This window comes from Bacillus sp. bc15, assembly GCF_900142585.1.
Taxonomy (GTDB): Bacteria; Bacillota; Bacilli; order Bacillales; family Bacillaceae_G; genus Bacillus_A; species Bacillus_A cereus.
This window is the reverse complement of record NZ_FRBJ01000006.1, coordinates 1-25,633: the sequence shown is the minus strand read 5'-3', so window position 1 is coordinate 25,633 and position 25,633 is coordinate 1. Positions and strand designations below refer to the sequence as shown.

Genomic DNA, 25,633 nt, shown 5'->3' with positions numbered 1-25,633 from the left:
GCAAGATTACAAAGGTGAAAATATGATTGTTTTCTATTTTGTGATAGCATGAAATTTGGAAATAAACATCAAGAGGAGGACTATAAATGAAGTTAATTTCATGGAATGTAAATGGTTTGCGAGCTGTTATCGCAAAAGGTGGATTTTTGGAATATCTTGAGGAATCAAGTGCTGACATATTTTGTCTACAAGAGATTAAATTACAAGAAGGGCAAATTGATTTAAATCTAGAGGGATATTATACATACTGGAATTATGCTGTGAAAAAAGGATATTCAGGAACGGCTATTTTTTCAAAAAAAGAACCGCTTTCAGTTACATATGGTTTAGGCATTGAAGAGCATGATCAAGAAGGACGACTTATTACTTTAGAATTCGAAGATTTTTACATGATAACGTTATATACACCAAATTCAAAACGTGGATTAGAACGATTAGATTACAGAATGAAATGGGAAGATGATTTCAGGTCCTATATCAAACGATTAGATGAGAAAAAACCAGTTATTTTTTGTGGAGATTTAAATGTTGCTCATAAAGAAATCGATTTGAAAAATCCAAAAAGTAATCGTAAAAACCCTGGATTCTCTGATGAGGAACGAGAGAAATTTTCATGTATTTTAGAAGAAGGGTTTGTTGATACATATCGTTACCTTTATCCTGATCAAGAAGGTGCATACTCGTGGTGGTCGTATCGTATGGGCGCGAGAGCGAAAAATATCGGATGGCGTTTAGATTATTTTGTTGTTTCGGAAAGAATGAAAGACCAAATAACAGAAGCGAAAATTAATAGTGAAGTAATGGGATCTGACCATTGTCCAGTTGAATTACATATAAATTTCTAAAAAAAGAAGTATCCATCTAACATTAGGCGGATACTTCTTTTTTAATTCAGTTTGTTAAAATTTTTCAAATCTTTCTTGAAATAATTGCATATTAAATATATACTTAGTAACGATAATCATTATCAATGAAAAAATTATCAATGGATGAGGTATAAAAGAATTATAGCTTAGGGGAAGTGAACGAGAATGAGTTCTGGATAGAATTATTAATCTAATGAAATATATATGTAAGACAAGTTTCATATAGTTAAATTTTATTGAGAATATAGTTTGGAAAATTCGAGAGGAGATATATAAAGATGAATAAAAAGTTATTTACATTAGGGATGGTTACAGTTTTAAGTGTAGGTTTAGCGGCATGTAATAGTGCGGATAAAACTTCAGGCGAGCAAAAACAACAGACAAAAGCTACGGAAACGAAAAAAGATGAAAAACGAAAAATTACATATTTAGGTAAAGAATATACAGTGCCAGCAAAAGTAGATAAAATTGCGACAGCTAGTTTAGAGTCAATGGAAGATGCGGCAGTACTTGGAATTAAACCAGTTGGTGCCATTACTGTTGGTGGTAAATTACCGAAGTATCTTGAGAAAGATTTAGAAGGTGCGAAATCTGTTGGTGAGAAAATGGAACCAAATTTCGAAACATTACTTCAATTAAAACCAGACGTTATTACATCAAGTACGAAATTCCCAGCAGAAACAGCTGAAAAGTTTACGAAAGTAGCTCCTACATTCCCGGTATCACACGTTTCAACAAATTGGGAAGATAACCTAAAGTTAATGGGAGAATTAACTGGTAAAAAAGATAAAGCAGAAAAAATTATTAAAGACTACAATTCGGACGCTGAAAAAGCAAAAGCAAAACTAGGAGATAAGTTAAAAGATAAAAAAGTACTTGTCATTAGACTAAGAGCAAATGACTTATTCCTATACCCAGAAGGAGTATACTTTAACCCTGTAATTTATAAAGATCTTGGACTAACTGCTCCAGAACAACTTAAAACGGTAAAAGCACAAGAAAAAATTTCTTTAGAAAAATTAGCTGAAGTTAATCCTGATTATATCTTCTTACAATACGAGGCAAGTGAAAATAATAAACCGAAAGTGTTAGAAGACATTGAAAATAATCCAATTTGGCAAAGTATGAACGCTGCGAAAGAAAAGAAAGTATTTGTAAATGTTGTAGACCCAATGGCACAAGGTGGTACAGCTTGGAGTAAAACAGCATTCTTAAAAGAAGCCGTGAAAAATTTATCTAAATAATACAATAAGTAAGGTGCGTTGAATGATATGCAGAAAACAAATGCAGTACCAGTAACTATATTATGTATAGCACCCATACTCATCTTATTTACAATTATACTTTCGATTTTGTATGGGGCAAAAAGTATTGACGCTGAAACAGTGTGGAACGCATTATTTCATTTTGATTCAAGCGATGTAAACCATAATATTATTATTACTTCACGTTTACCAAGGGTAGTTGCAGCTCTTTTAGTCGGAGCATTTCTAGCCATATCAGGAGCACTTATGCAGGGGATGACAAGAAACTATCTTGCATCCCCTTCTATTATGGGTGTGACGGATGGCGCTGCCTTTGTTATTACACTTAGCATGATTTTTCTTCCGGGAATGTCATCAATTGGTATGGTTTTATGTTCAATGATTGGTTCTGCACTAGGCGCCGGTATCGTGTTTGGTTTTGGTTCGCTCCTTCAAAATGGCTTATCACCAGTTAGGTTAGCGATTATAGGAACAGTTATTGGAACATTTTTAAGTAGTGTATCGGCTGCAATGGCTTCGTATTTCCAAATTTCTCAAAATGTTAGTTTTTGGTTTAATGCAAAGTTAGATCAAGTAGATCCTAATATCATTAAAATCACGATACCGTTTGGGATAATTGGAATAATTTTAGCACTGTTAATATCAAAATCTATTACCATTCTTTCATTAGGCGAAGAGGTTTCTATTAATTTAGGGCAACGTACAAAACTAGTTAAAGCGATGGCAATTTTATCGGTAATTTTCTTAACAGGAACAGCAGTTGCTTTAGTGGGGAAAGTTGGTTTTGTAGGTTTAATTATTCCGCACATTACCCGCTTTATAATTGGGGTAGATTATAAGTGGATTTTACCATGTGCAGGTGTTATTGGTGGCGTTTTCTTAGCGTTATGTGACGTTTTGAGTAGATTTGTAAACTATCCATTTGAAACACCTATTGGAGTCGTTACCTCCTTAATTGGAATTCCTTTCTTCCTCTATTTAATCCGTACTAGAGGAGGAGAGAGACATGCTTAAAAGTTCAAGTCAACGTTTCGGAATGACGATGGGGATTATTATATTTTTAATACTATGTGCTATTTATATTAGTTTAACAAATGGTACGTTCGACATTACTATTACAGATGTATTTAAAACACTGTTTAGAATTGATCCAGTACCAGAACATGATTTAGTTATTTTTGAGTTTCGTCTTCCGCGTATCGTAATTGCTGGATTAGTAGGATTAGGTCTTGGTGTTGCGGGTGCTGTTATTCAAGGGATTACGAGAAATGGATTGGCGGACCCAGGTATTTTAGGAGTAAATGCCGGAGCAGGAACAGCGATCGTCATTTTTATGTTTTTCTTTCAAGGGCAATTAAAAAGCACAGACTGGGTTTCTATTATGATGATGCCAATGTTTGGTTTAGTAGGCGGATTAGGTGCAGCTATCATCATTTATCTGTTTTCTTGGAAAAACGGTAAATTAGATTCGCAGCGACTTTTATTAACAGGAATTGCAATTGGATCAGGATTTGGAGCCTTTTCTATGTATTTATCACTCAAAATGAAGTCAACTGATTTTGAAATGGCCGCAGTGTGGGTGTCTGGAAGCATATATAGTGCGAACTGGAAGTATATTGTGGCTATGTTACCATGGCTTATTATCTTAATTCCGCTTATACAAAAGAAAGCTTATTTATTAGATTTATTTCAATTGGAAGAAACTAGTATTACAAGTTTAGGTGTTTCAGTAGAAAGAGAGAAATCGATTTTACTATTAAGTAGTATCGGGCTTGTGAGCGCATGTGTTGCTGTTTCAGGGAGTATCGGTTTTATTGGCTTAATGGCACCGCATATTGCGAAAAGGCTTGTCGGTATTCAACATAAGTATATAATTCCTACGTGCGGCGTAATCGGAATGTTTCTTGTAATTGCTTCAGACTTTATTGCGAAAACAGTTTTCACACCTGTAGAGCTACCAGTTGGAATCGTTATTTCTATTGTCGGTGTACCATATTTCTTATATTTACTTTATAAGGCGAAAGCGTAAGAGGAGGAATAAAAGTGAGTATTTTAAGTGCAAAAAATTTAGAAACAAGTTATGAAAAGCTTACAGTGTTTCGCGATTTAAATGTGGAAATACAAGAAGGAAAAGTAACGACAATTATAGGTCCAAACGGTTGCGGTAAATCGACATTGTTAAAAACAATGGGAAGAATTTTAAAACAAAAAAGCGGAAAAGTATATTTACAAGGGCAAGATTTACATACAATTCCAACGAAAGAAATTGCGAAGCAGTTAGCTTTACTCCCGCAAACTCCAATTGCACCAGGTGAACTTAAAGTGGAAGAATTAATTTCTTATGGACGCTATCCACATCGAAATAACGTAAATAAGTTAACGACAAAAGATAAAGAAATGATTGATTGGGCATTAGATATAACGAAAACTTCTGAATTTCGAACGAGACAAATTGCAAATTTATCAGGTGGCCAAAGACAAAAGGTATGGCTAGCGATGGCATTAGCACAAGAAACAGAAGTGTTGCTATTAGATGAGCCAACTACATACCTTGATATGTCTCATCAATTAGATGTATTACAAATTGTGGAGAAGTTAAATAAAGAACATAATTGTACGGTTGTTATGGTATTACATGATATTAACCATGCATCAAGGTTTTCAGATGAAATTATTGCAATGAAGGAAGGAGAAATTGTTACAACTGGTAGCCCAGAAGAAATCATTACAAATGAAGTGTTAAAAGAAGTATTTCATATTGATGCACGTGTCATGATTGATCCGTATAACGGGGCTCCTGTTTGTTTCGGTTATGATAGCGTTGTATCTCAAGAAGAAAAAATCGAAATATATGTAACAAGTTAAAAAGGGGGGGATAGGGTGAATACTACAGTTGAAAAACAGCAGATTATAACATCTAATACAGAGCAGTGGAAAATGTATTCAAAATTAGAAGGTAAGGAATATCAAATTCATATTTCAAAGCCGAGGCAACCAGCACCGGATTCAGGATATCCTGTCATTTACGTATTAGATGGCAATGCCTTTTTTCAAACATTTCATGAAGCAGTTAAAATACAATCAGTAAGAGCGGAAAAAACCGGTGTTTCACCAGCTATTATAGTAGGAGTGGGTTATCCAATTGAAGGCGCATTTTCAGGGGAAGAAAGGTGCTATGATTTTACGCCTAGCGTAATTTCAAAAGATGCCCCTTTAAAACCAGACGGTAAACCGTGGCCTAAAACAGGAGGGGCACATAATTTCTTTACTTTTATTGAAGAAGAACTGAAACCACAAATTGAAAAGAATTTTGAGATTGATAAAGGTAAGCAAACTTTATTTGGGCATTCTTTAGGTGGCCTATTCGCTTTGCATATACTATTTACAAACTTGAATGCTTTTCAAAATTATTTTATTAGTAGTCCATCTATATGGTGGAATAATAAATCCGTTCTTGAAAAAGAAGAGAACCTTATAATTGAATTAAACAATGCTAAGTTTGAAACAGGAGTGTTCCTTACAGTTGGATCACTTGAACGAGAGCATATGGTTGTAGGTGCAAATGAATTATCAGAGCGCCTTCTCCAAGTAAACCACGATAAACTTAAATTTAAGTTTTATGAAGCTGAAGGGGAGAATCATGCATCTGTTGTGCCGACGTCTTTAAGTAAAGGATTGAGGTTTATTAGTTACGTATAGGAAAAAAGGTTATGGATAAAACATTCCATAACCTTTTTTAATATGTAGAATTGTCCTTTTCGAAAGTTTTGTTTCAACTTTTCGTCTAAAGAGACAAAAAGTTGTCACAAATCGGTCACAATTAGCATAAACATAAAATAGACGAAATGAATTTATTTCCAAAAAGGCTTGGTTTATTTCAATCATGATTCGTAGAGTTGAAAAAGCATGGATTAAAAGTTCACTATATTCCCAAGGAGGTAGATCGTATGAAAACTATTCTTGCTATCGCTGGACTTATTTGGGTTTTATCGCATGGCATTCCAATTTATGAAGGAGAACAAATTCGCAGTGCTCTAAATAAAAATTTTAATGAATATCATATCATTGATCGGCAAGATAATGTTGTGACAGTTCGAGTAAATGACTGTTTTCATACGGTAACCGTTGAAGGAACTTCAGTAGTGAATGATACAAAAGTATGTGATCAGCAATAATTATATATGGAAAGAAAAATTCTCGGATTAAATATCTAAAAATTTTAATTTAAACATTATAGACGAAGAATAAGCGGGGGCGGGTAATCCCCGCTTATTCTTGTTTCACTTTATTGAATTTTGATGAGAGATATAATGATTTTTTGACAAAAAGGAAAGGGTATACTGAAAATTGAGATTAAGAAGCTAATGAGTTGTTAAGAATAATCATAAAGTGTAAATATACTCTTATGGGGTATCATGCGTAGATATTTAATGCTATAATTGGTATACTCATAAAAAACAATTGTTTTATTGGATGAAGAGAAACTTTAAGAAGGTGATAATATGGATCATAAAGAGCATGAAGCAGTAACACATAGATCAGAAAAAGAAAAAGAACAGATTATAAATAGATTAAAGAGAATTGAAGGACAGGTCCGCGGTATTCAAAACATGATTGAAAATGATCGTTATTGCGTAGATATTTTAGTGCAAATTTCAGCGATTAATGCAGCGATGAAAAAAGTAGGAATGGGCGTTCTCAAAAATCATACGAGTCATTGTGTTTCAGGAGCTATTAAAAATGGAAATGGTGACGAAGCAATTGAAGAATTAATGACAGTATTTGAACGTTTTTCAAAAGCGTAAAAACAAGCTAGTATTTAACTGGCTTGTTTTTTTGTTTACCCTCATATTGGATTTGGGTGTATTGTAGTGAAAAAGTGTGTGTAAAATAAACTTTTAGAAAATAATTGAAAAATCATGATACAAAACCATTGATTACCTTAGGGGGGTATGGTAAAATATAATTGTGATTAACAAACAATGAATAAACAAGAGGAGGATTTTAAATGGAACAGTTAACATTACAAGTTGAAGGTATGTCTTGTGGACATTGTGTAAATGCTATCGAAAGCAGTGTGAAAGAGCTAAACGGTGTTGAACAAGTGAAGGTTCAATTAGCAGAAGGAACTGTTGAAGTTACTATCGACTCGTCTGCTGTAACATTAAAAGATATCGTTGCTGTAATCGAAGATCAAGGATACGATGTTCAATAATTATTTTTAGATATGGAAATAAATCGTACTTTAAATGAAGTACGATTTATTTTGCTAATAATTATACCTCATAAGGGTATATAGAGGTGAGAGACATGAATGAAAAAAAAGAGGCCAATCTTCAAATATCAGGAATGACATGTGCGGCATGTGCAAATAGAATTGAAAAAGGTCTAAAAAAAGTAGAAGGTGTTCATGAGGCAAATGTAAATTTTGCGCTTGAAAAAACAAAAATAATGTACGATCCAACTAAAACAAATCCGCAACAATTTAAAGAAAAAGTTGAATCATTAGGATATGGAATTGTAAGTGATAAAGCTGAATTTACTGTTTCAGGAATGACATGTGCAGCATGTGCAAATAGAGTTGAAAAGCGTTTAAATAAGTTAGATGGTGTGAACAAGGCGACAGTAAATTTTGCTTTAGAATCAGCCACAGTAGACTTTAATCCTGATGAAGTTAATGTAAATGAAATGAAGAGCGCGATTACGAAGCTAGGATATAAATTAGAAGTGAAACCAGATGATCAAGATGCATCAACTGATCATCGATTACAAGAAATTGAAAGACAAAAGAAGAAGTTTATTATTTCGTTTATTTTATCTTTCCCATTATTGTGGGCAATGGTTAGTCATTTCTCATTTACGTCATTTATTTATTTACCGGATATGTTAATGAACCCTTGGGTGCAACTAGCACTTGCAACTCCTGTTCAATTTATCATTGGTGGACAGTTTTATGTTGGGGCTTATAAAGCGTTACGCAATAAAAGTGCTAATATGGATGTTCTCGTGGCGCTTGGAACGTCGGCCGCGTACTTCTATAGTGTATATTTAAGTATTCAATCTATTGGTTCTTCGGAACATATGACAGATTTATATTTTGAAACGAGTGCGGTACTTATTACATTAATTATTTTAGGTAAATTATTTGAAGCGAAAGCAAAAGGGCGCTCATCAGAAGCAATTAAAAAATTGATGGGTTTACAAGCGAAGACAGCTACAGTTGTGCGAGATGGAACAGAAATAAAAATTTTGATTGAAGAAGTAGTAGCTGGTGATATCGTCTATGTAAAGCCTGGTGAAAAAATACCAGTAGATGGTGAGATTGTAGAAGGAAAATCAGCGATTGATGAATCGATGTTAACGGGTGAAAGTATTCCTGTTGATAAGTCAATTGGGGATGTAGTAATAGGTTCGACAATAAATAAAAATGGTTTTTTAAAAGTGAAAGCAACTAAAGTAGGCAGAGATACTGCATTAGCTCAAATCATTAAAGTAGTAGAAGAGGCACAAGGTTCAAAAGCTCCTATTCAAAGGGTAGCGGATCAAATTTCAGGTATTTTTGTACCGGTTGTAGTTGTGATTGCGATTATCACATTTGCAGTATGGATGATATTTGTTACACCTGGTGATTTTGGCGGAGCACTTGAGAAAATGATAGCAGTACTTGTTATCGCTTGTCCATGTGCATTAGGTCTTGCAACGCCTACATCTATTATGGCAGGATCAGGAAGATCGGCTGAGTATGGTATTTTATTTAAAGGTGGAGAGCATTTAGAAGCAACGCACCGATTAGATACAGTTATTCTAGATAAAACAGGTACTGTGACAAACGGAAAGCCTGTGTTAACAGATATAATTGTAGCAGATGGATTCCATGAAGAAGAAATACTACGTTTAGTAGGTGCGGCAGAAAAAAATTCTGAACACCCACTTGCAGAAGCGATTGTGGAAGGAATTAAAGAAAAGAAAATTGATATTCCAAGTTCAGAGACGTTTGAAGCGATTCCTGGATTCGGTATCGAATCAGTCGTAGAAGGAAAACAATTATTAATTGGCACACGTCGATTAATGAAGAAATTCAATATTGATATTGAAGAAGTTTCAAAATCAATGGAAGAGCTAGAACGAGAAGGAAAAACAGCAATGCTTATTGCAATCGATAAAGAATATGCTGGTATAGTTGCCGTTGCAGATACTGTGAAAGATACTTCAAAAGCAGCTATCGCAAGACTGAAAAAAATGGGTCTAGACGTTGTGATGATTACAGGAGATAATACACAAACTGCTCAGGCGATTGCAAAGCAAGTTGGTATTGATCACGTAATTGCAGAAGTATTGCCAGAAGGAAAAGCAGAAGAAGTGAAAAAACTGCAAGCAAATGGTAAGAAAGTAGCGATGGTTGGAGATGGGATAAATGATGCTCCTGCTCTTGCTACAGCGAACATTGGTATGGCAATTGGAACGGGAACGGATGTAGCGATGGAAGCAGCGGATATAACGTTAATCCGCGGTGATTTAAATAGTATTGCTGATGCGATCTTTATGAGTAAAATGACGATAAGAAATATTAAACAAAATTTATTCTGGGCATTAGCTTATAACGCGTTAGGAATTCCAATTGCGGCATTAGGCTTCTTAGCCCCTTGGGTTGCTGGAGCAGCGATGGCATTTAGTTCTGTATCCGTTGTATTAAATGCATTACGATTACAAAGAGTTAAATTAAAATCTTAAAAAGTTACATTAAGTAATTGAATAGAATTAAAGAACAATACTTTGAATAAGTATTGTTTTTTTGTTCGTATAGAAATTAAAACGATATAATAAAGAAGAATTATTGAATCGTATGTAGTAGAAAAGTTAAGAGGTAGTTTGGTAAGGAGACTTATATATGTTAAAAGATATTATAATTAGAACATTTCAGAAAGAAGATTTAAATCAAGTATTACAATTGTTCTATGAAACAGTTCATACGGTTAATGCAAAAGATTATAATGAGTTACAGCTACAGGCATGGGCACCAGATCGACTAGATAGAGAAAGCTGGTTAAAGTCTTTAGAAAAGAATATTAGTTATGTAGCGGATCATAATGGTGTGATAGTCGGATTTGGAGATTATAATGAGGATCATTACGTAGATCGTTTATTTACACATAAATATTATCAAGGGAAAAGGATAGCCTCATCCATATTACAGAAGTTAGAAAAAGAAGCAGTGAACCTAGGGCATAGGGAAATCTATACAGAAGCGAGTATTACAGCAAAACCTTTCTTTGAAAGTAAAAGTTTTATTTGCATAAAGGAACAAAAGAAACAGCATAATGGTCAGATTTTTATTAATTATGTTATGAAAAAAATATCCTTCTCATAAATGAGAAGGATATTTTTCATTATTTTACAGCTTCTTTTAGTTCTTTACCAGCTTTGAAAGCAGGTACTTTAGAAGCTGCGATTTGCATTTCTTCACCAGTTTGTGGGTTACGGCCTGTACGAGCAGCTCTTTCACGAACTTCGAATGTACCGAATCCGATAAGTTGTACTTTTTCACCAGCAGCTAAAGTGTTAGTGATTGATTCTACTACAGTTTGTACAACTACAGTAGCTTCTTTTTGAGAAATCTCAGCATTTTGTGCTACGTTTTTAATTAATTCTGTTTTGTTCATGTTTTTCACCTCATATGTAAATAATGCTATTTAAGTTGTTATTATAACGTATAAAACATTCGAGAACAAGTGTACGTACATATATTCGCAAAAAAAATGAAATTTGTAATATTTTTTAGGACATTTTATAGACATTCCATTTAAGCGGACAGAGATTTGTTCTTCATTTCAGTCTTCTCTTGATGAGAAGGTAGTTTCTTATTATAAGATATGAAGTAAGGTAGTGCTACAAATAACATACCTCCTACTAAATTTCCGAAGAAAACAAAAATGAAGTTTGGAAAATATTCGATCCAAGTTAAATGACCGGCAAAAATTGCAGCTGGGATGACAAACATATTGGCTACAACGTGTTGAAATCCAATTGCAACAAAAGTCATAACTGGGAACCAAATACCGATAATCTTTCCGATAAATTCTTTACTTCCCATACTGAGCCAAACAGCTAAACAAACGAGCCAATTACATCCGATTGCAGAAATAAATGCTTGCAATGGTGTATCTTGTAGTTTCGCTTGAGCGATAGAAATAGTTTTCGCTAAAAAAGCTCCTTCAGTTAAGCCGACGATATGACCGAAAAAATAGGCTACGAATACAGCTCCTATGAAATTGCTAAATGTAACAATAACTAAATTTCGTATGAAATAAAATAAAGTAATTTTCTTTTGGAGCCAGGCCATAGAAACTGTCATCATGTTACCAGTTACTAGTTCACCGCCTGCAAGAATAACGAGAATAAGACCAACAGGGAATACAGCAGCGCCTAGAAAACTAGAAAATGATCCCCAATATTTTGGCATTGTCCCAATAACATGAATATCGAGTAAATACCCTAATGCGATAAAAGCACCACCAAAAAAACCAAGAATTAGCATAGGGAGCAATGATAAATGAGCTTTTTTCCTTCCTGAATTCGCAGCAAGTTCCGTAATTTCTTCTGGTGTAAATACAGACATGAATAATCCCTCCGTAATAAAATGATGGAATGAATAGAAAAAATTTCAAAAATCTATGTATTATAAAAATATGTTATGACTTCTGTATAAAATTGTCAAAGTGAATAGAGAGGGAATTAAAAATTGATAACATTGTTCATGTTGTCACATGAATGTAACAATAAGGATTTAAAGTGTTTGTAGAGGTGAAAACATGAATACGAATCATGTAAAAAAAGAACGAAAAAAATCAATCATAAAGATATTTATTATTAGTTTTATAAGTATATTAATGATACCAGTAAGTTTGTATTATTATGCGACAGAAATAGAACGAAAACTAGTAACAGTTACGTGGAATGAAATAGAAGCTTCTACAATTCCTAAAGAGTTTAATAATAAAAAAATATTGCAGTTTTCAGATGTACATTTAGGGCCAGAGTTTACATTGAAGCAACTTGAACATTTGGTGGAGAAGATGAATGAAATACATCCAGATATCGTAGTTTTTACTGGAGATTTAATAGATAAATTTGGGTCTTATAGTGCGGAAAGAGAAGAAGCAAAGGCTATTTTGCAGAAAATTTACGCGCCCTTAGGGAAATATGCTGTGTTTGGGAATCATGATAGGGGCGGGGGCGGTAGTTTATTTTACAAAAAATATATGGAGGAAGCTGGTTTTTCTGTATTAGTAAATGAAGTGCAGAAAATTAAAGTGGAAAACGGCAAATATATTACAATATCAGGTTTAGATGATTTTCTATTAGGGAAGCCACAAATAGATTCAACTTTAAAAAACTTGAAACAAAATGATTTCAACATGTTATTAGTACATGAGCCGGATGTTGTAACTAAAATAAATCGTTACCCAATGGATCTTCAACTGTCAGGACATAGTCACGGAGGACAAGTCCAAATTCCTTTTGTAGGTCCATTAATTACTACCAAACTAGCTGAGAATTATGTTGAAGGTATGTATGAAGTAGAGGGGAAGAGTAAGCTGTTATATTTATATGTAAATCGTGGCATTGGGACTACTAGGATGCCTGTTAGATTTTGGAGTGTACCTGAACTTTCAGTTTTTGTGTTGAAGCAAAATAGTAACTAGAATATTTAACAATATGATTCCAAGGAACGTGCGATGTAGGTCGATGGAAAACAGTTTCTTAAAACTTTAGATGTGACAAAGTAATTTTCATAAATAAAAAACAACAATAGGTTATAGGACCTATTGTTGTTTTTTATTATTTTTGCAAGGGAAGAGTATCAAAATATGTTCTATAATTATTAGAGAATTCAAAGTTGTTTTTTGCATCCCAATTAATAGACCAAGACATTAGGCCGCGGAATGCAGGATAGCCACTCTGGTTAGAAAGTTTATACTTTCCTCCGAACGAAACTCCTTTAATGATATAATTTAAAGCTTTTTTCATTTCAGTTGGCGAAATGTATCCACCACTTGGAGCTGCCGCTGGTGCTGCTGGAAGCCCAATCATAACTTGATCTGAGCGAAGAGCTGGGAAAATGTTATTTGGATTACCACCTACAGGAAAACCATGTAAGAGCATATCTGCCATAGCGACTTCGTAGTCTGCAGTACCTTGATTGTAGTTATTACCGTCCATTCCAACCCCGCTGCCAGCGTTGTAGTGTTGAACGTGAATGTATGTTAGTTTATCTTTCACTCCGTAAATAATTGGTAAATATGCACCCCAGATACTTCCGTATGCGCTATAACCGCCTTGAACATAAGCTGTTTCAGGAGCCATGCTTAATAGAAAATCTGGACCATAATGATCTGAGATTGTTCGAATAGCTGATATAAGATTTACGATTTGGGGAGTAGTTGGATTTTTGAAATTAATGTCATTTCCGTTTAAGTAAATACCTGATTCAAGGTCAATATCTATTCCATCAAAACCGTATTTATCGATTAGAGATTGTATGGAATTAATAAAACGTTGCTTAGCGGCATTGTCAGGAAGTAAAACGACTCCATTTTGTCCTCCTATTGAAAGAACTACTTTCTTTCCTTTACTTTTTAAATAAGAAATATCTGATTTGAAGTCTGCATCTGTACCATACACAGGAGAAAATTCAACAGTGGAACGATCACCACCAGTTTCACCAAAAGATACATTGATTACATCCCATTTTGGTGAAACGTCTTTTAATTTAATAATGCCAGTACCGTTATCAAAGTTATGCCAGTATCCAACGAGTAATTTTGAACCTAAATTGTTTGCTGCTTGTGTTTGGAAAGGGGATAGCGGTAGTAGTAAGAACAGTACGAAAATACAACAAAAAAATTTGAACTTGTTTAACATATCAACACTCCTATACAAAAAGTTGTCTAGATGTATAATCTTGTTTATTTAATAATATCTGAAAATTCTTTCTTTTGTAAGAGGACTATAATTTTCTCAACAATTGTGTGTGGGAAAGTATTAAACCTAATGAAATAATTTTTGAAGGAGATTGAATTGCAATTGTTAAATTCAGAATATTTTGATATATTTTAACGTATAGAACAAAATCTTTCGCACAGTACTCTTACATAAATTTCAAAATTTAGTTTGGAAGGGGATGTACAAGAGTTGGATAAAAATCTAAAGAAAGATCTCAAAATACGCCACATTACAATGATCTCAATTGGCGGCGTAATAGGGGCTGGTTTGTTTGTTGGAAGTGGTGCCGTTGTACATTCGGCAGGACCTGGTTCTATCGTTTCATATACATTAGCAGGACTTCTAGTCATTTTCGTCATGAGAATGCTAGGAGAAATGGCAGCTGTAAATCCGACAAGTGGTTCATTTGCAACGTATGCAAGAGAAGCAATTGGTCCATGGGCGGGTTATACAATAGGCTGGTTATACTGGTTTTTCTGGGTAATTGTTATTGCAATAGAAGCCACAGCAGGTGCTGGTATTATCCAATATTGGATTCCACAAATACCGCTATGGTTATTAAGTTTAATATTAACAATTTTATTAACGCTGACGAACGTTTTTTCAGTGAAATCATTTGGAGAGTTTGAATATTGGTTTTCTTTTATTAAAGTAATAAGTATTGTTTTGTTCCTTTGTCTAGGTCTTGCTGTTATTTTAGGATTTGTTCCAGGAACAGAAGCACCCGGCACTTCGAATTTAATTGGACAAGGTGGGTTTATGCCAAACGGTATAAGTTCGGTCTTGCTTGGAATTACTGTTGTTATATTTTCATTTATGGGATCAGAGATTGTAGCAGTAGCGGCTGGTGAATCTGCAGAACCTGTAAAAGCAGTAAAAACAGCAACAAACAGTGTGATTTGGCGTATTCTTGTATTTTTTATTGGGTCTATAGCGGTAGTTGTTACGCTACTGCCATGGAATTCAGCTAACATATTAAAAAGTCCATTTGTAGCTGTACTTGAACATATAGGAATACCAGCGGCAGCACAAATTATGAATTTTATCGTTTTAACAGCTGTACTTTCTTGCTTAAATTCAGGCTTATATACAAATTCAAGAATGCTTTTTTCAATGGCAGAAAGAGGAGATGCGCCAAAGTCATTTTTAAAATTGAACAGTAGTGGTGTTCCTGTTCGAGCGGTTTTATTTGGAACGGTCTTCGCTTATATTGGAGTTGTTTTTAGTTACATTTCTCCAGATAAAGTCTTTTTGTTTTTAGTGAATGCATCTGGCGGGATTGCGTTACTAGTTTATCTCGTTATTGCAGTTTCGCATTTAAAGATGCGTAAAAAAATGGGGAAAGTAGAACAAAAAAATTTGAAAGTGAAAATGTGGCTTTTTCCGTATGTAACGTATGTTACAATTGCTGCTATTATAGCAGTTTTAGTTGCGATGTTCGCAATTGATACTTTACGTTCACAAGCACTTTTAACAATGTTTGTTACAGTTCTTATCATACTTTCTTATTTTATTTTTAATAGAAATAAAAATAGCACAGTTTTGAATCCTAAAAGTAAGAATGAGGAATCTGTTCGATTCTAATTTTCTTATTTTCGAAGAGAGTTACACCCAGTCATTGCTATAAAAGAATCATATATAATCATAGAAACAAGTAATTACTATTGTCATAGTGGATATAAACTTTTTTCTTGACTTTTTATACGAAGGCGAGCAAAATGGTAAAAAAGGAAGGGGGGATGATGATGGAAGAGTACGTATTAGAGCTGTATAACCTGTTATATACGACAGAATGGCAAGATATTGTTTCGTTTCTAGGAATAGTATTTTGCATGAAAATTGTAATTGTATATATGGAAGAGCAAGGTATGTTCTATTCCTTCTCATCTCCGTTCGATGTGCAGCGCGAGCCGTTGCTAAACTATGCCAATGTGAATTACGAACAATTTCCTTTTGTAGTTTTCTTTATGATTCGATTTATTACAGCAATTGTAAAGAAGAAGGAAAGTGATGATGAAGAGTGCCACGCAACTTGTAAGGTAGCTAACGTTTTTTAAGCTAAATACAAGGAGGAGATTTATATGTGGTTTCGATTTCTTATGATTGGTTTCTTTTCATTAACAGCAATTTCATTAATGGGATATCAAGTGTCTGAAATTTTTCAAGCATATAGCGATACATTTTTTAACAAAAATTAATCGCGTTGCTATTTGAATAATAAAGCGATACATTTTTTAACAAAAATTAATCGCGTTGCTATTTGAATAATAAAGCGATAAAATCCTTCTTAAGAAGTTTTATTAAGAAGGATTTTTTTCTTTGTTTTGTCTTGCTGTGTCAAACTATTGTCACATTTACACTGTGAATAATATGTTAAAATAGTGAGGTTACGTATACATACTTGAAGGAAGAGGGAGTGACCATTTTGGTGGATCAATCAACAAATCAGAAAAGCTATGCTCCTATTGTGATAACGCTTTCTGTAATTGTAAATGCGATTATTTTATTTTTGTTCTTTGGACCTGTTGGCTATGAAGGAGAAGTACATTTTGATGTAACGATTTTACCAATGTTAAACGCGATTTTTAATAGCTTTACGTTCGTATTTTTATTAGCAGCGTTATTCTCTATTATTAAAAAGAATGTGAAAATGCATCGTGGTTTCATCCTTGCAGCATTTACGACAACTTTACTATTTTGTGTGTCGTATTTATCGTATCATTACTTAGCACCGGCAACACATTTTGGAGGAGAAGGATTCATTAAATATGTGTATTTCATCATTTTAATTACACATATTATCCTAGCAGCAATTATCGTACCACTTGCATTGTTTGCACTTGTATTTGGTTTTACAAATCAATTAACACGTCACCGTAAAATTGTACGTTGGACAATGCCAATTTGGTTATATGTAAGTTTATCTGGTGTTATTGTGTACTTAATGATCTCACCTTATTATCAATAAAAGTCTCAGCCTTTAGGCTGGGGCTTTTTTGTTAAGCAAATCTTTTTGTGAAATGAAAAAAATATGGTATACAAAAGTATAGTTGCTTTTCAAATAGAAGGGATGGTAAAGAAATATGCAAAATTTTGTATTTCGTAATCCAACGAAACTTATTTTCGGTAAAGATCAATTAGAACAGTTAAAAACTGAAATTCCACAGTTTGGTAAGAAGGTTCTTCTCGTATATGGAGGAGGCAGTATTAAAAGAAACGGTATTTATGATAATGTGATTTCTATTTTAAAGGATATTAATGCAGAAGTATTTGAATTGACGGGTGTTGAACCGAATCCTCGTGTATCAACTGTAAAGAAAGGGATTCAAATTTGTAAAGATAATGGAGTCGAATTTATTTTAGCAGTTGGTGGAGGAAGTGTAATCGACTGTACGAAAGCGATTGCTGCTGGTAGTAAATATGATGGAGATGTATGGGATATTGTAACGAAAAAAGCATTTGCTAGTGAGGCATTACCATTTGGTACTGTACTTACTCTTGCTGCGACAGGTTCTGAAATGAATGCAGGCTCGGTAATTACAAATTGGGAAACGAATGAAAAGTATGGATGGGGAAGCCCAGTTACATTCCCGCAGTTTTCAATTTTAGATCCAGTTCATACTGCATCTGTGCCGAGAGATCAAACGATTTATGGTATGGTAGATATTATGTCACATGTATTAGAACAATATTTCCATCATGGAACGAATACAGAACTACAAGATCGTTATTGTGAATCTGTTTTAAAAACAGTAATTGAGACAGCTCCCAAGCTTTTAAGTGATTTAGAAAATTATGAGCATAGGGAAACAATTTTATATTGCGGAACGATGGCGTTAAATGGTATTTTAGCGATGGGAGTAAGAGGTGACTGGGCAACTCATAATATTGAACATGCAGTTTCTGCTGTTCATGATATACCGCATGGAGGCGGCTTAGCAATTCTATTCCCTAACTGGATGAAGCATGTCGTAGATGAAAATGTAAGTCGTTTTAAACAGTTCGCTATTCGTGTATTTGAAATAGAAACAGATGGAAAAACAGATAAAGAAGTGGCGTTAGAAGGAATTGAGGCACTGCGTCAATTTTGGACTTCAATTGAAGCGCCAGCAACATTAGCTGATTACGGTATTGGAGAAAATGAAATTGATATAATGGCTAATAAAGCGATGGCGTATGGTAAATTTGGTAACTTTAAAAAATTAAATAAAGATGATGTTCTAAGTATATATAAAGCTTCTTTATAAGTGAATTTAGAAAAGAAACCTATTTGATTGTTTGATCGAATAGGTTTCTTTTTTTGCTTTTTATAAACGTTTATGAATGTTTGTGATTATTTTTGATTGTTTATGGTTGATTTTTGTGACCGTTTTCATTATACTGTAATCAAAGAAGAGGTGAATAAAATGTTAACTCCTGAACGTCATCAAATGATATTGCAACTTGTAAAAGAACAGAAAGTTGTAAAATTACAGCAATTAGTTGAAAGAACAGAAAGCTCTGAGTCGACAATTCGCCGTGATTTAGCACAATTGGAAAAGCAAAGGTTATTAAAAAGAGTTCATGGTGGTGCCGCTGTTTTAACAGGAAAAGGGCAAGAACCAACGATGGTTGAAAAATCATCCAAAAACATTCAAATAAAACAACAAATTGCTAATTATGCGGCTAGCGTTGTTGAACAAGGTGATTGTATTTATTTAGATGCAGGGAGTACAACATTTGAAATGATTCCATTTTTAATCAATAAAGATGTTACTGTCGTTACGAATGGACTTATGCATATTGAAGCTTTAGTTGAAAATAATATTCGTGCGTATTTACTAGGCGGAATGATGAAGAGTAGGACGAAAGCTTTAATCGGTGCTATGGCACAGGAAAGTATGCAGAAGTATCGCTTTGATAAATGTTTTTTAGGTGCAAATGGTGTACATGAACAGCTTGGCTTTACAACGCCAGATCCAGAAGAAGCGCTCCTAAAACAAATGGCACTAACATTAGCAAACGAAGGATATTTCTTAATTGATGAAAGTAAGTTTTCAGAAGTTGCGTTTGCGAAAATTGCAAATGTTGAAGATGCAAATATTATTACAAACCATTTAGAAATTGATTTAGAAAAATATAAAAAACAAACCAATGTAATTGAGGCTGATAAACAATGATCTATACAGTTACTTTAAACCCATCTATTGATTATGTAGTGCAAGTTCCTTCTTTTGATTTAGGAACAATAAATCGAGCGGAGAAAGATATGAAGTTTCCTGGAGGAAAAGGAATTAATGTTTCTCGTGTTCTTCAGCGTTTAGGTGTTAAAAATATAGCACTTGGATTTATTGGTGGATTTACTGGTCAATTTATTAAAGAGGTATTACGTGACGAAGGTGTAACAACAAACTTCGTCCAAGTAGATGAAGATACTCGCATTAATGTGAAAATAAAAGGGAAAGAAGAAACAGAATTAAATGGCCAAGGTCCTATTGTAACAAAGAAGCAGTTCAAACAGTTAATGAAAAAAATTGAGAGTATGCAACCTGGAGATTGTGTTGTACTCGCTGGGAGTGTACCGATCTCTATTCCAAGTACTTTTTACGAATCAATTGCTGCGTTTGGAGCTGAAAAAGGTATTCGTGTAGTAGTAGATGCAAGTGGAAGTGCACTGCAACATGTAATTAAAAATAAGCCATTTTTAATTAAGCCAAACCATCATGAACTTGGTGAGTTGTTTGGAGTGGAGCTTTCAACAGTAGAGGACGTTTTACCTTATGGAAGAAAATTAATTGAACAAGGTGTAAAACACGTTATCGTATCGATGGCTGGAGAGGGAGCTTTATTATTTACGGCAGAAGGTATATATGAAGCGACTGTTCCAAAAGGTGTTGTAATTAATTCAGTTGGGGCCGGAGATTCTCTTGTTGCAGGGTTTGTAGGCAAATATGAACAGACAAAAGATATTGAAAAGGCATTTCAATACGGCGTTGCAACAGGGAGTGCAACAGCATTTTCAGCTGATTTATGTAAGAAGGAAAAAGTAGAAGAATTATTGTCGCAAGTAATTGTAGCTAAGCGATAGGGGGAAGCAACATATGAAAATTACAGAACTATTAAAAAGGGATACAGTCATTATGGATTTGACAGCTTCAAATAAAGAAGCTGTCATAGATGAATTAGTTGAGAAATTAAACGGGGCAAATCGTTTAAATAGTAAAACGGAATTTAAAGAAGCTATTTTAAAGCGGGAGTCCCAAAGTACGACTGGAATAGGGGAAGGTATTGCAATACCTCATGCGAAGACAAAGGCTGTTAAACAACCATCGATTTGTTTTGGTAGAAGTGTAAGCGGTATCAATTATGAGTCGCTTGATGGACAACCGGCATACTTATTCTTTATGATTGCTGCAAGTGAAGGAGCGAATAATACTCATTTAGAAACGTTGTCTCGTTTATCGACATTATTAATGGATGAAGGATTTCGCAAGCAACTATTAGAAGCGAAGGATGAAAGTGAGCTTCTTCAACTATTTGATGAAAAAGAGAATGAAAAAGAAGAAGAGATTGAAGTTGCACAACCAGAAGGAAATGAACCGTACGTACTTGCTGTTACAGCTTGCCCAACTGGAATCGCTCACACATATATGGCGGCGGATAGCTTAAAAGCAAAAGCGGCAGAGTTAGGGATAGCGATTAAAGTTGAAACAAACGGATCAACAGGTATTAAAAACGGTTTAACGAAAGAGGATATTGAACGTGCAACAGCTATTATTGTTGCGGCAGATAAACAAGTAGAAATGAATCGTTTTGCTGGTAAACATGTCATTCAAGTGCCAGTTGCTGATGGGATTCGAAAAACGGAAAAATTGCTAAATCGAGCTGTCAAACAAGATGCACCAATCTTTAAAGGTGTAAAAGAGGACGGGAAATCAGAAAGTATTGAGAGAGAAAAAGGATTAGGAATTTATAAGCATTTAATGAGCGGTGTAAGTAATATGCTTCCATTCGTTGTTGGTGGCGGGATTTTAATAGCGCTAGCATTTTCGTTTGGTGGTATAAAGGCGGAAGGTCCTTTAGCTGAATTGTTCATGTCAATTGGTGGAGGAAAAACAGGTGCGTTTTTATTCCTTGTACCAATTTTAGCTGGATTTATTGCAAGCTCTATTGCTGATCGTCCTGGTTTTATGCCTGGTGTTGTAGGTGGGTTTTTAGCGGCGAATGCGAATGCTGGATTTTTAGGTGGATTAATTGCTGGTTTCTTAGCTGGATATGTTGTTTTAGGGTTGAAAAGATTATTTTCAGGACTACCAGTACAATTAGAAGGAATTAAACCTGTATTGTTATATCCAGTCTTTGGATTATTGATTACAGGAGTTGTAATGCAAAAAGTAGTAATTCCGCCTGTAGTAGCATTAAATGAAATGTTGACAGGGTGGTTAAATGGTTTAAATGGTACGAATGCTATATTACTAGGTCTTATTTTAGGTGGTATGATGGCGATTGATATGGGTGGTCCAATTAATAAAGCGGCATTTACGTTTGGTATTGCTGCAATAGAAGCACAAAATTTTGGAGTGCACTCAGCAGTTATGGCTGGTGGTATGGTACCGCCACTTGCGATTGCATTCGCAACTACATTCTTTAAATCAAAGTTTACAGAAGCGGAACGTAAATCTGGTTTAACAAATTATATTATGGGAGCATCGTTCATTACAGAAGGTGCGATTCCGTTTGCAGCTGCAGATCCGGTTCGAGTAATCGTAAGTTGTGTTGTTGGTTCAAGTATTGCAGGTGCGTTATCTATGTTATTCCAAATTACATTACCGGCACCGCATGGTGGATTATTTGTAATAGCGTTAGTAAATAAACCGTTACTATATATTTTCTCTATATTAATTGGAACGATTGTCTCGGCTATTATGCTAGGTGTTTGGAAAAAGAAAGTTCAATAACAAATAAAAAGAGAGTAGCTTTTAGTAGCTGCTCTCTTTTTATTACAAAAAAATAAGTTAACAATGGAATATTGATGTTTTTTGGTAAAAGATGTAACGAATTGTGAATTTTTTGTAACAAAAAAGTAACACTGTAATTTTTTCTGGAAAAAAGTTCTTGTGCTCGTATATGAAAAATATATGAAAACCACTGGAGATTGTATGAGAAATACATTTTATTAATATGGAAATTTATGTTACAACTCGTTAATTGTATATTACGAATGCTTTGTAATTGTGTGATTTCTAAAAATTCTAAAAATCTGTTGCTATAATGAAAATACGAAAACAAAGCAAATGGAGGCTATTCATGAAAAAATTATTAAGTATAGCAACAGCAGCAGTTTTTGGTCTTGGGATTTTTGCGGGTTCTGCTAAAGCGGAAACAATTGTAACAACAGACGTATTAAATGTTAGAGAAAACCCAAATGTAGAGTCAAAGCTTGTAGGTAAAGTGTTAAGTGGGAATACACTAGATGTTATAAATACAGAGAATGGATGGACAAAAATTAAGTTAAACGGTAAGGAAGCGTTTGTAAGTGCTGATTTTACAAAGAGCACATATTATGTAACGGCGGGCGTATTAAATGTTCGTGCTGGAGCGAATACTGATTCTGAAATTTTAGGTAAACTTAATAAAAATGATGTGATTGAAACGACGAATCAAGTTCAAAATGAATGGTTACAATTCGACTACAATGGAAAAGTCGGATATGTTCACGTGCCATTTTTAACAGGAACGGCACCTGTAATTGAAAAGAAAGAGGTTGTAGTTCAAGAAGAAGCGCCGGTTAAAAATAATACAGCAGTTAAGAATAAAGAGTATGTTAAGAGTAACGATTCTATTAAGAATGTAGAATCAAGTAAACCTGTGGTAAAAGAAAAGCCGGCTGCAAAACCAGTTGCGAAATCTACTGAAACAAGTGCGCCTACTGGTGGTCGTGAAATTACAGTAGAAGCGACGGCATATACAGCAGATCCGAGTGAGAATGGTTCGTATGGTGGTCGTGTATTAACTGCAATGGGGCATGATTTAACAGCAAATCCAAATATGAAAGTAATTGCTGTTGATCCGAAAGTAATTCCGCTTGGATCAAAAGTATGGGTAGAAGGATATGGAGAAGCGATTGCTGGAGACACTGGTGGTGCGATTAAAGGAAATCGTATTGATGTATTAGTCGGTTCAGATGGTAGTGCTAATAGCTGGGGGCGCAAATCTGTAAAAGTGAAAGTTATACAATAGGTTATCGATATTAATATAAAAAGCGGTTGCTTGAAATTATGTAAGCAGCCGCTTTTTATGGATTATTGAAAGGGATAAATAGTTTTACCTGTAATAATTTTATATGCACTGCAAAATTGTGTTTGTATATATTCTGTATTTTTATTTTCTGGATGTGATGTTGTTTCATGGAGAGTAGAATGAAAAGCCCGTAGTAAACAATTTAGGGCGAAGTATAATTCCTCTTGTGAACAATTTTGTTCTTTTGTAGAAGTAGCTAAAATGAGGTCTTTTGTCAAAGATGAAAAATTGATGGTGGATTGTTTCATAGTTAACTCATCCTCTCGAAACTATTTTTATCATGTATATGCAGAATTGGACAAACTATGTTCTTTTTTATATGTAATTTCATGTACCGAAATGAAAGAACTTGCAATCATGCCGTTAAAATTGGTAAGATTGGGTATAATCAATAGATGGAGTATATTACATAAAGAGAGTTGAATGCTATGGGAGAAGTGCAACGTGAAAAAGTTGCTGTCATCATTGGACCAACAGCTGTTGGAAAGACGAAGTTAAGTATCGATCTTGCCAAAGCGTTGAACGGTGAAATTATTAGTGGTGATTCCATGCAAATCTATCGAACGATGGATATTGGAACTGCAAAGGTAACACAAGCAGAGATGGACGGAATTCCACATTATATGGTCGATATAAAAAATCCGGAAGATTCATTTTCTGTCGCGGAATTTCAAGAACGTGTTCGCAAACATATTCGAGAAATTACAGAACGTGGTAAATTACCAATTATAGTTGGTGGGACCGGTCTTTATATACAATCTGTTTTATTCGATTATCAGTTTACAGATGATGCTGGTGATGTGATATACCGAGAGCAAATGGAAAAGTTAGCTTTAGAACGCGGTGTGGAATATGTACATAAAAAATTGCAAGAAGTAGATCCGGAAAGTGCGGAGCGTATTCATGCAAATAATGTACGACGTGTCATTCGGGCGTTAGAAATTTTCCACACGACGGGTGAAAAAATGAGTGACCAAATTGAAAAACAAGAAAAAGAGTTACTCTATGATGTTTCATTAATTGGCTTGACAATGGATCGAGAAATGCTATACGATCGCATTAACTTACGAGTGGATTTGATGATGGAACAAGGCCTATTAGAGGAAGTAGAAGGTCTGTATAATAGAGGGATACGAGATTGTCAATCTATTCAAGCGATTGGATATAAAGAAATCTATGATTATTTTGAGAATCGAGCCCCTTTAGAAGATGCGGTATCACAATTAAAGACGAATTCGCGTCGTTATGCAAAGCGTCAATTAACGTGGTTCCGTAATAAAATGGATGTCACGTGGTTTGATGTTACAGACGGTGAAAAAACGTCAGAAATTTTACGATACATAGAAGGAAAGTTACAAGTAAAGTCGAATAATAGTAAGTAGAGAAAAAGAGGAGGATTCGACATGAAGCAATCAATCAATATTCAAGATCAGTTTTTAAATCAACTCCGTAAAGAAAATACGTTTGTTACACTGTACTTATTAAATGGTTTCCAGCTTCGTGGACTAATTAAAGGATTTGATAATTTTACAGTCCTGCTGGAAACAGAAGGTAAGCAACAGCTTATTTATAAACATGCAATTTCTACATTTGTACCACAAAAAAATGTTTCAATTGAATTAGAATAGTAATGAATTATTGTACATAACAAAAAAAAGAGCGAGTTTCCTCGCTCTTTTTTTATTTGTCATAAACAATCTATGATGAAATTTAAGCGATTCTAAATACAGTAAGGCGGATGTTAGTATTTCCTGTCGCAGGGATCGTAATCTCATTAAGAGTAGATTGAACAGAAATTCTTGCACCAGCTGCTAATGTTTCGATTGTAGTAAATGAAAGTGAGTCGCCTATTAAATTTGAAGAGAAATTATCAGTTGCGACTGCTCCATTAATTGAAATTCCTACTCCGAGTGGAGCGCATCCTGGCGCAGTTGTAGAAATGGATACGCTAATTACATAAATACCACCGTTAATAACAGTAACTGTATCTGTGCCGTTGAAGATAATATTGTTTACGTTAATTGCAGTACTAAAAATAAAGTTATTAAATTGCAGTACTGTTTGCTGAATATTGTTTGTTACAACAATTGTTGCTATAGGGAAGCTAGGTCCAGTTGGCCCAGTAGGTCCGGTAGGTCCACCAGAAGGTCCAGTAGGTCCAGTAACTCCTATACCAGTAGCGCCGGTAGCACCCGTTGGTCCTTGAATGCCTTGAGGTCC

Annotated in this window: 27 protein-coding genes; 22 read left to right on the top strand and 5 right to left on the bottom strand. The window is 34.5% G+C overall.

What is annotated here, in order from left to right:
* Positions 1 to 86 precede the first annotated feature (86 nt).
* The 11 genes from BUA87_RS19300 to BUA87_RS19250 all read left to right on the top strand — a co-directional run bounded on the left by BUA87_RS19300 (position 87) and on the right by BUA87_RS19250 (position 10,499).
* Positions 87 to 845, top strand: coding sequence for an exodeoxyribonuclease III (locus tag BUA87_RS19300; protein WP_016512427.1), 759 nt, complete (start codon positions 87 to 89; stop codon positions 843 to 845).
* A gap of 299 nt (positions 846 to 1,144) precedes the next feature.
* Positions 1,145 to 2,110 (top strand): iron-hydroxamate ABC transporter substrate-binding protein, encoded by a 966-nt coding sequence (locus BUA87_RS19295; protein WP_001035498.1) that lies wholly within the window; start codon positions 1,145 to 1,147, stop codon positions 2,108 to 2,110.
* 27 nt (positions 2,111 to 2,137) lie between these two features.
* Positions 2,138 to 3,145 (top strand): FecCD family ABC transporter permease, encoded by a 1,008-nt coding sequence (locus tag BUA87_RS19290; protein ID WP_001173040.1) that lies wholly within the window; start codon positions 2,138 to 2,140, stop codon positions 3,143 to 3,145.
* Positions 3,138 to 4,160 carry a FecCD family ABC transporter permease gene (locus tag BUA87_RS19285; protein ID WP_000920450.1) on the top strand — a complete coding sequence of 341 codons (1,023 nt, stop codon included), beginning with the start codon at positions 3,138 to 3,140 and terminating at the stop codon, positions 4,158 to 4,160. Before BUA87_RS19290 ends, BUA87_RS19285 begins: the two co-directional genes overlap by 8 nt.
* Positions 4,161 to 4,174: 14 nt before the next feature.
* Positions 4,175 to 4,996, top strand: coding sequence for an ABC transporter ATP-binding protein (locus BUA87_RS19280; protein ID WP_000025766.1), 822 nt, complete (start codon positions 4,175 to 4,177; stop codon positions 4,994 to 4,996).
* Between the two features lie 15 nt (positions 4,997 to 5,011).
* Complete coding sequence (locus BUA87_RS19275; RefSeq protein ID WP_001098701.1) at positions 5,012 to 5,830, top strand: alpha/beta hydrolase; 819 nt, start codon at positions 5,012 to 5,014, stop codon at positions 5,828 to 5,830.
* Between the two features lie 248 nt (positions 5,831 to 6,078).
* A complete protein-coding gene (locus tag BUA87_RS19270; protein ID WP_000849103.1) occupies positions 6,079 to 6,306 on the top strand; it encodes a hypothetical protein in 228 nt (75 codons plus the stop codon).
* Between the two features lie 327 nt (positions 6,307 to 6,633).
* Positions 6,634 to 6,936, top strand: coding sequence for a metal-sensing transcriptional repressor (locus BUA87_RS19265; RefSeq protein ID WP_000349637.1), 303 nt, complete (start codon positions 6,634 to 6,636; stop codon positions 6,934 to 6,936).
* Between the two features lie 203 nt (positions 6,937 to 7,139).
* Positions 7,140 to 7,346, top strand: a complete 207-nt coding sequence (gene copZ / locus BUA87_RS19260; RefSeq protein ID WP_000436973.1) for a copper chaperone CopZ — start codon at positions 7,140 to 7,142, stop codon at positions 7,344 to 7,346.
* 95 nt (positions 7,347 to 7,441) lie between these two features.
* A complete protein-coding gene (locus tag BUA87_RS19255) occupies positions 7,442 to 9,862 on the top strand; it encodes a heavy metal translocating P-type ATPase (protein WP_001003176.1) in 2,421 nt (806 codons plus the stop codon).
* 157 nt (positions 9,863 to 10,019) lie between these two features.
* Positions 10,020 to 10,499 carry a GNAT family N-acetyltransferase gene (locus BUA87_RS19250; RefSeq protein ID WP_061138998.1) on the top strand — a complete coding sequence of 160 codons (480 nt, stop codon included), beginning with the start codon at positions 10,020 to 10,022 and terminating at the stop codon, positions 10,497 to 10,499.
* A gap of 19 nt (positions 10,500 to 10,518) precedes the next feature.
* Here the strand turns inward: BUA87_RS19250 and BUA87_RS19245 are convergent, their stop codons facing one another.
* Both BUA87_RS19245 and BUA87_RS19240 read right to left on the bottom strand, forming a co-directional pair.
* Entirely contained in the window at positions 10,519 to 10,791 is a 273-nt protein-coding gene (locus BUA87_RS19245; protein WP_001043904.1) for an HU family DNA-binding protein, read from the bottom strand.
* A 140-nt stretch (positions 10,792 to 10,931) separates the two neighbouring features.
* Positions 10,932 to 11,747 carry a formate/nitrite transporter family protein gene (locus tag BUA87_RS19240; protein WP_000110543.1) on the bottom strand — a complete coding sequence of 272 codons (816 nt, stop codon included), beginning with the start codon at positions 11,745 to 11,747 and terminating at the stop codon, positions 10,932 to 10,934.
* A 193-nt stretch (positions 11,748 to 11,940) separates the two neighbouring features.
* On the opposite strand from BUA87_RS19240, the gene BUA87_RS19235 reads away from it, so the two are divergent.
* Positions 11,941 to 12,834, top strand: a complete 894-nt coding sequence (locus tag BUA87_RS19235; protein ID WP_001095330.1) for a metallophosphoesterase — start codon at positions 11,941 to 11,943, stop codon at positions 12,832 to 12,834.
* Positions 12,835 to 12,970: 136 nt separating this feature from the next.
* Here the strand turns inward: BUA87_RS19235 and BUA87_RS19230 are convergent, their stop codons facing one another.
* Positions 12,971 to 14,053: a chitinase gene (locus tag BUA87_RS19230; protein ID WP_072940491.1), complete on the bottom strand. Its 1,083-nt coding sequence runs from the start codon at positions 14,051 to 14,053 to the stop codon at positions 12,971 to 12,973.
* Between the two features lie 270 nt (positions 14,054 to 14,323).
* Between BUA87_RS19230 and gabP the strand changes: the two genes are divergently transcribed.
* The 8 genes from gabP (at position 14,324) to entD (ending at position 23,353) form a co-directional block, all read left to right on the top strand.
* Positions 14,324 to 15,718 carry a GABA permease gene (gene gabP / locus BUA87_RS19220; protein ID WP_065229220.1) on the top strand — a complete coding sequence of 465 codons (1,395 nt, stop codon included), beginning with the start codon at positions 14,324 to 14,326 and terminating at the stop codon, positions 15,716 to 15,718.
* Positions 15,719 to 15,852: 134 nt separating this feature from the next.
* Positions 15,853 to 16,191 (top strand): hypothetical protein, encoded by a 339-nt coding sequence (locus BUA87_RS19215; RefSeq protein WP_003271231.1) that lies wholly within the window; start codon positions 15,853 to 15,855, stop codon positions 16,189 to 16,191.
* Between the two features lie 368 nt (positions 16,192 to 16,559).
* Complete coding sequence (locus BUA87_RS19210) at positions 16,560 to 17,102, top strand: DUF420 domain-containing protein (RefSeq protein ID WP_000228315.1); 543 nt, start codon at positions 16,560 to 16,562, stop codon at positions 17,100 to 17,102.
* A 115-nt stretch (positions 17,103 to 17,217) separates the two neighbouring features.
* The gene (locus tag BUA87_RS19205; RefSeq protein ID WP_071713489.1) at positions 17,218 to 18,381 is read left to right on the top strand and encodes an iron-containing alcohol dehydrogenase; all 1,164 of its coding nucleotides are present in this window, start codon (positions 17,218 to 17,220) and stop codon (positions 18,379 to 18,381) included.
* A 159-nt stretch (positions 18,382 to 18,540) separates the two neighbouring features.
* Positions 18,541 to 19,293 (top strand): DeoR/GlpR family DNA-binding transcription regulator, encoded by a 753-nt coding sequence (locus BUA87_RS19200; RefSeq protein ID WP_000957288.1) that lies wholly within the window; start codon positions 18,541 to 18,543, stop codon positions 19,291 to 19,293.
* Positions 19,290 to 20,201: a 1-phosphofructokinase gene (gene pfkB / locus BUA87_RS19195; RefSeq protein ID WP_071713488.1), complete on the top strand. Its 912-nt coding sequence runs from the start codon at positions 19,290 to 19,292 to the stop codon at positions 20,199 to 20,201. The genes BUA87_RS19200 and pfkB overlap by 4 nt, the downstream gene beginning before the upstream one ends.
* A gap of 13 nt (positions 20,202 to 20,214) precedes the next feature.
* Positions 20,215 to 22,071, top strand: a complete 1,857-nt coding sequence (locus BUA87_RS19190) for a PTS fructose transporter subunit IIABC (RefSeq protein WP_016512432.1) — start codon at positions 20,215 to 20,217, stop codon at positions 22,069 to 22,071.
* Positions 22,072 to 22,420: 349 nt separating this feature from the next.
* Complete coding sequence (gene entD, locus BUA87_RS19185) at positions 22,421 to 23,353, top strand: cell wall-binding protein EntD (RefSeq protein ID WP_016512433.1); 933 nt, start codon at positions 22,421 to 22,423, stop codon at positions 23,351 to 23,353.
* A 62-nt stretch (positions 23,354 to 23,415) separates the two neighbouring features.
* Here the strand turns inward: entD and BUA87_RS19180 are convergent, their stop codons facing one another.
* Entirely contained in the window at positions 23,416 to 23,661 is a 246-nt protein-coding gene (locus BUA87_RS19180) for a hypothetical protein (RefSeq protein ID WP_000814431.1), read from the bottom strand.
* Positions 23,662 to 23,841: 180 nt separating this feature from the next.
* Here BUA87_RS19180 and miaA point away from each other — a divergent pair, with 180 nt between their 5' ends.
* Together miaA and hfq are read left to right on the top strand one after the other, a co-directional pair.
* On the top strand, positions 23,842 to 24,795 hold the full coding sequence (miaA, locus tag BUA87_RS19175; protein WP_000504953.1) for a tRNA (adenosine(37)-N6)-dimethylallyltransferase MiaA: 954 nt from the start codon (positions 23,842 to 23,844) through the stop codon (positions 24,793 to 24,795).
* 21 nt (positions 24,796 to 24,816) lie between these two features.
* Complete coding sequence (gene hfq / locus BUA87_RS19170; protein WP_000813896.1) at positions 24,817 to 25,041, top strand: RNA chaperone Hfq; 225 nt, start codon at positions 24,817 to 24,819, stop codon at positions 25,039 to 25,041.
* 82 nt (positions 25,042 to 25,123) lie between these two features.
* Here the strand turns inward: hfq and BUA87_RS30455 are convergent.
* Positions 25,124 to 25,633 (bottom strand): Gly-Xaa-Xaa repeat protein (locus BUA87_RS30455; RefSeq protein ID WP_142953286.1); only part of this gene is annotated, 510 nt, incomplete at its 5' end.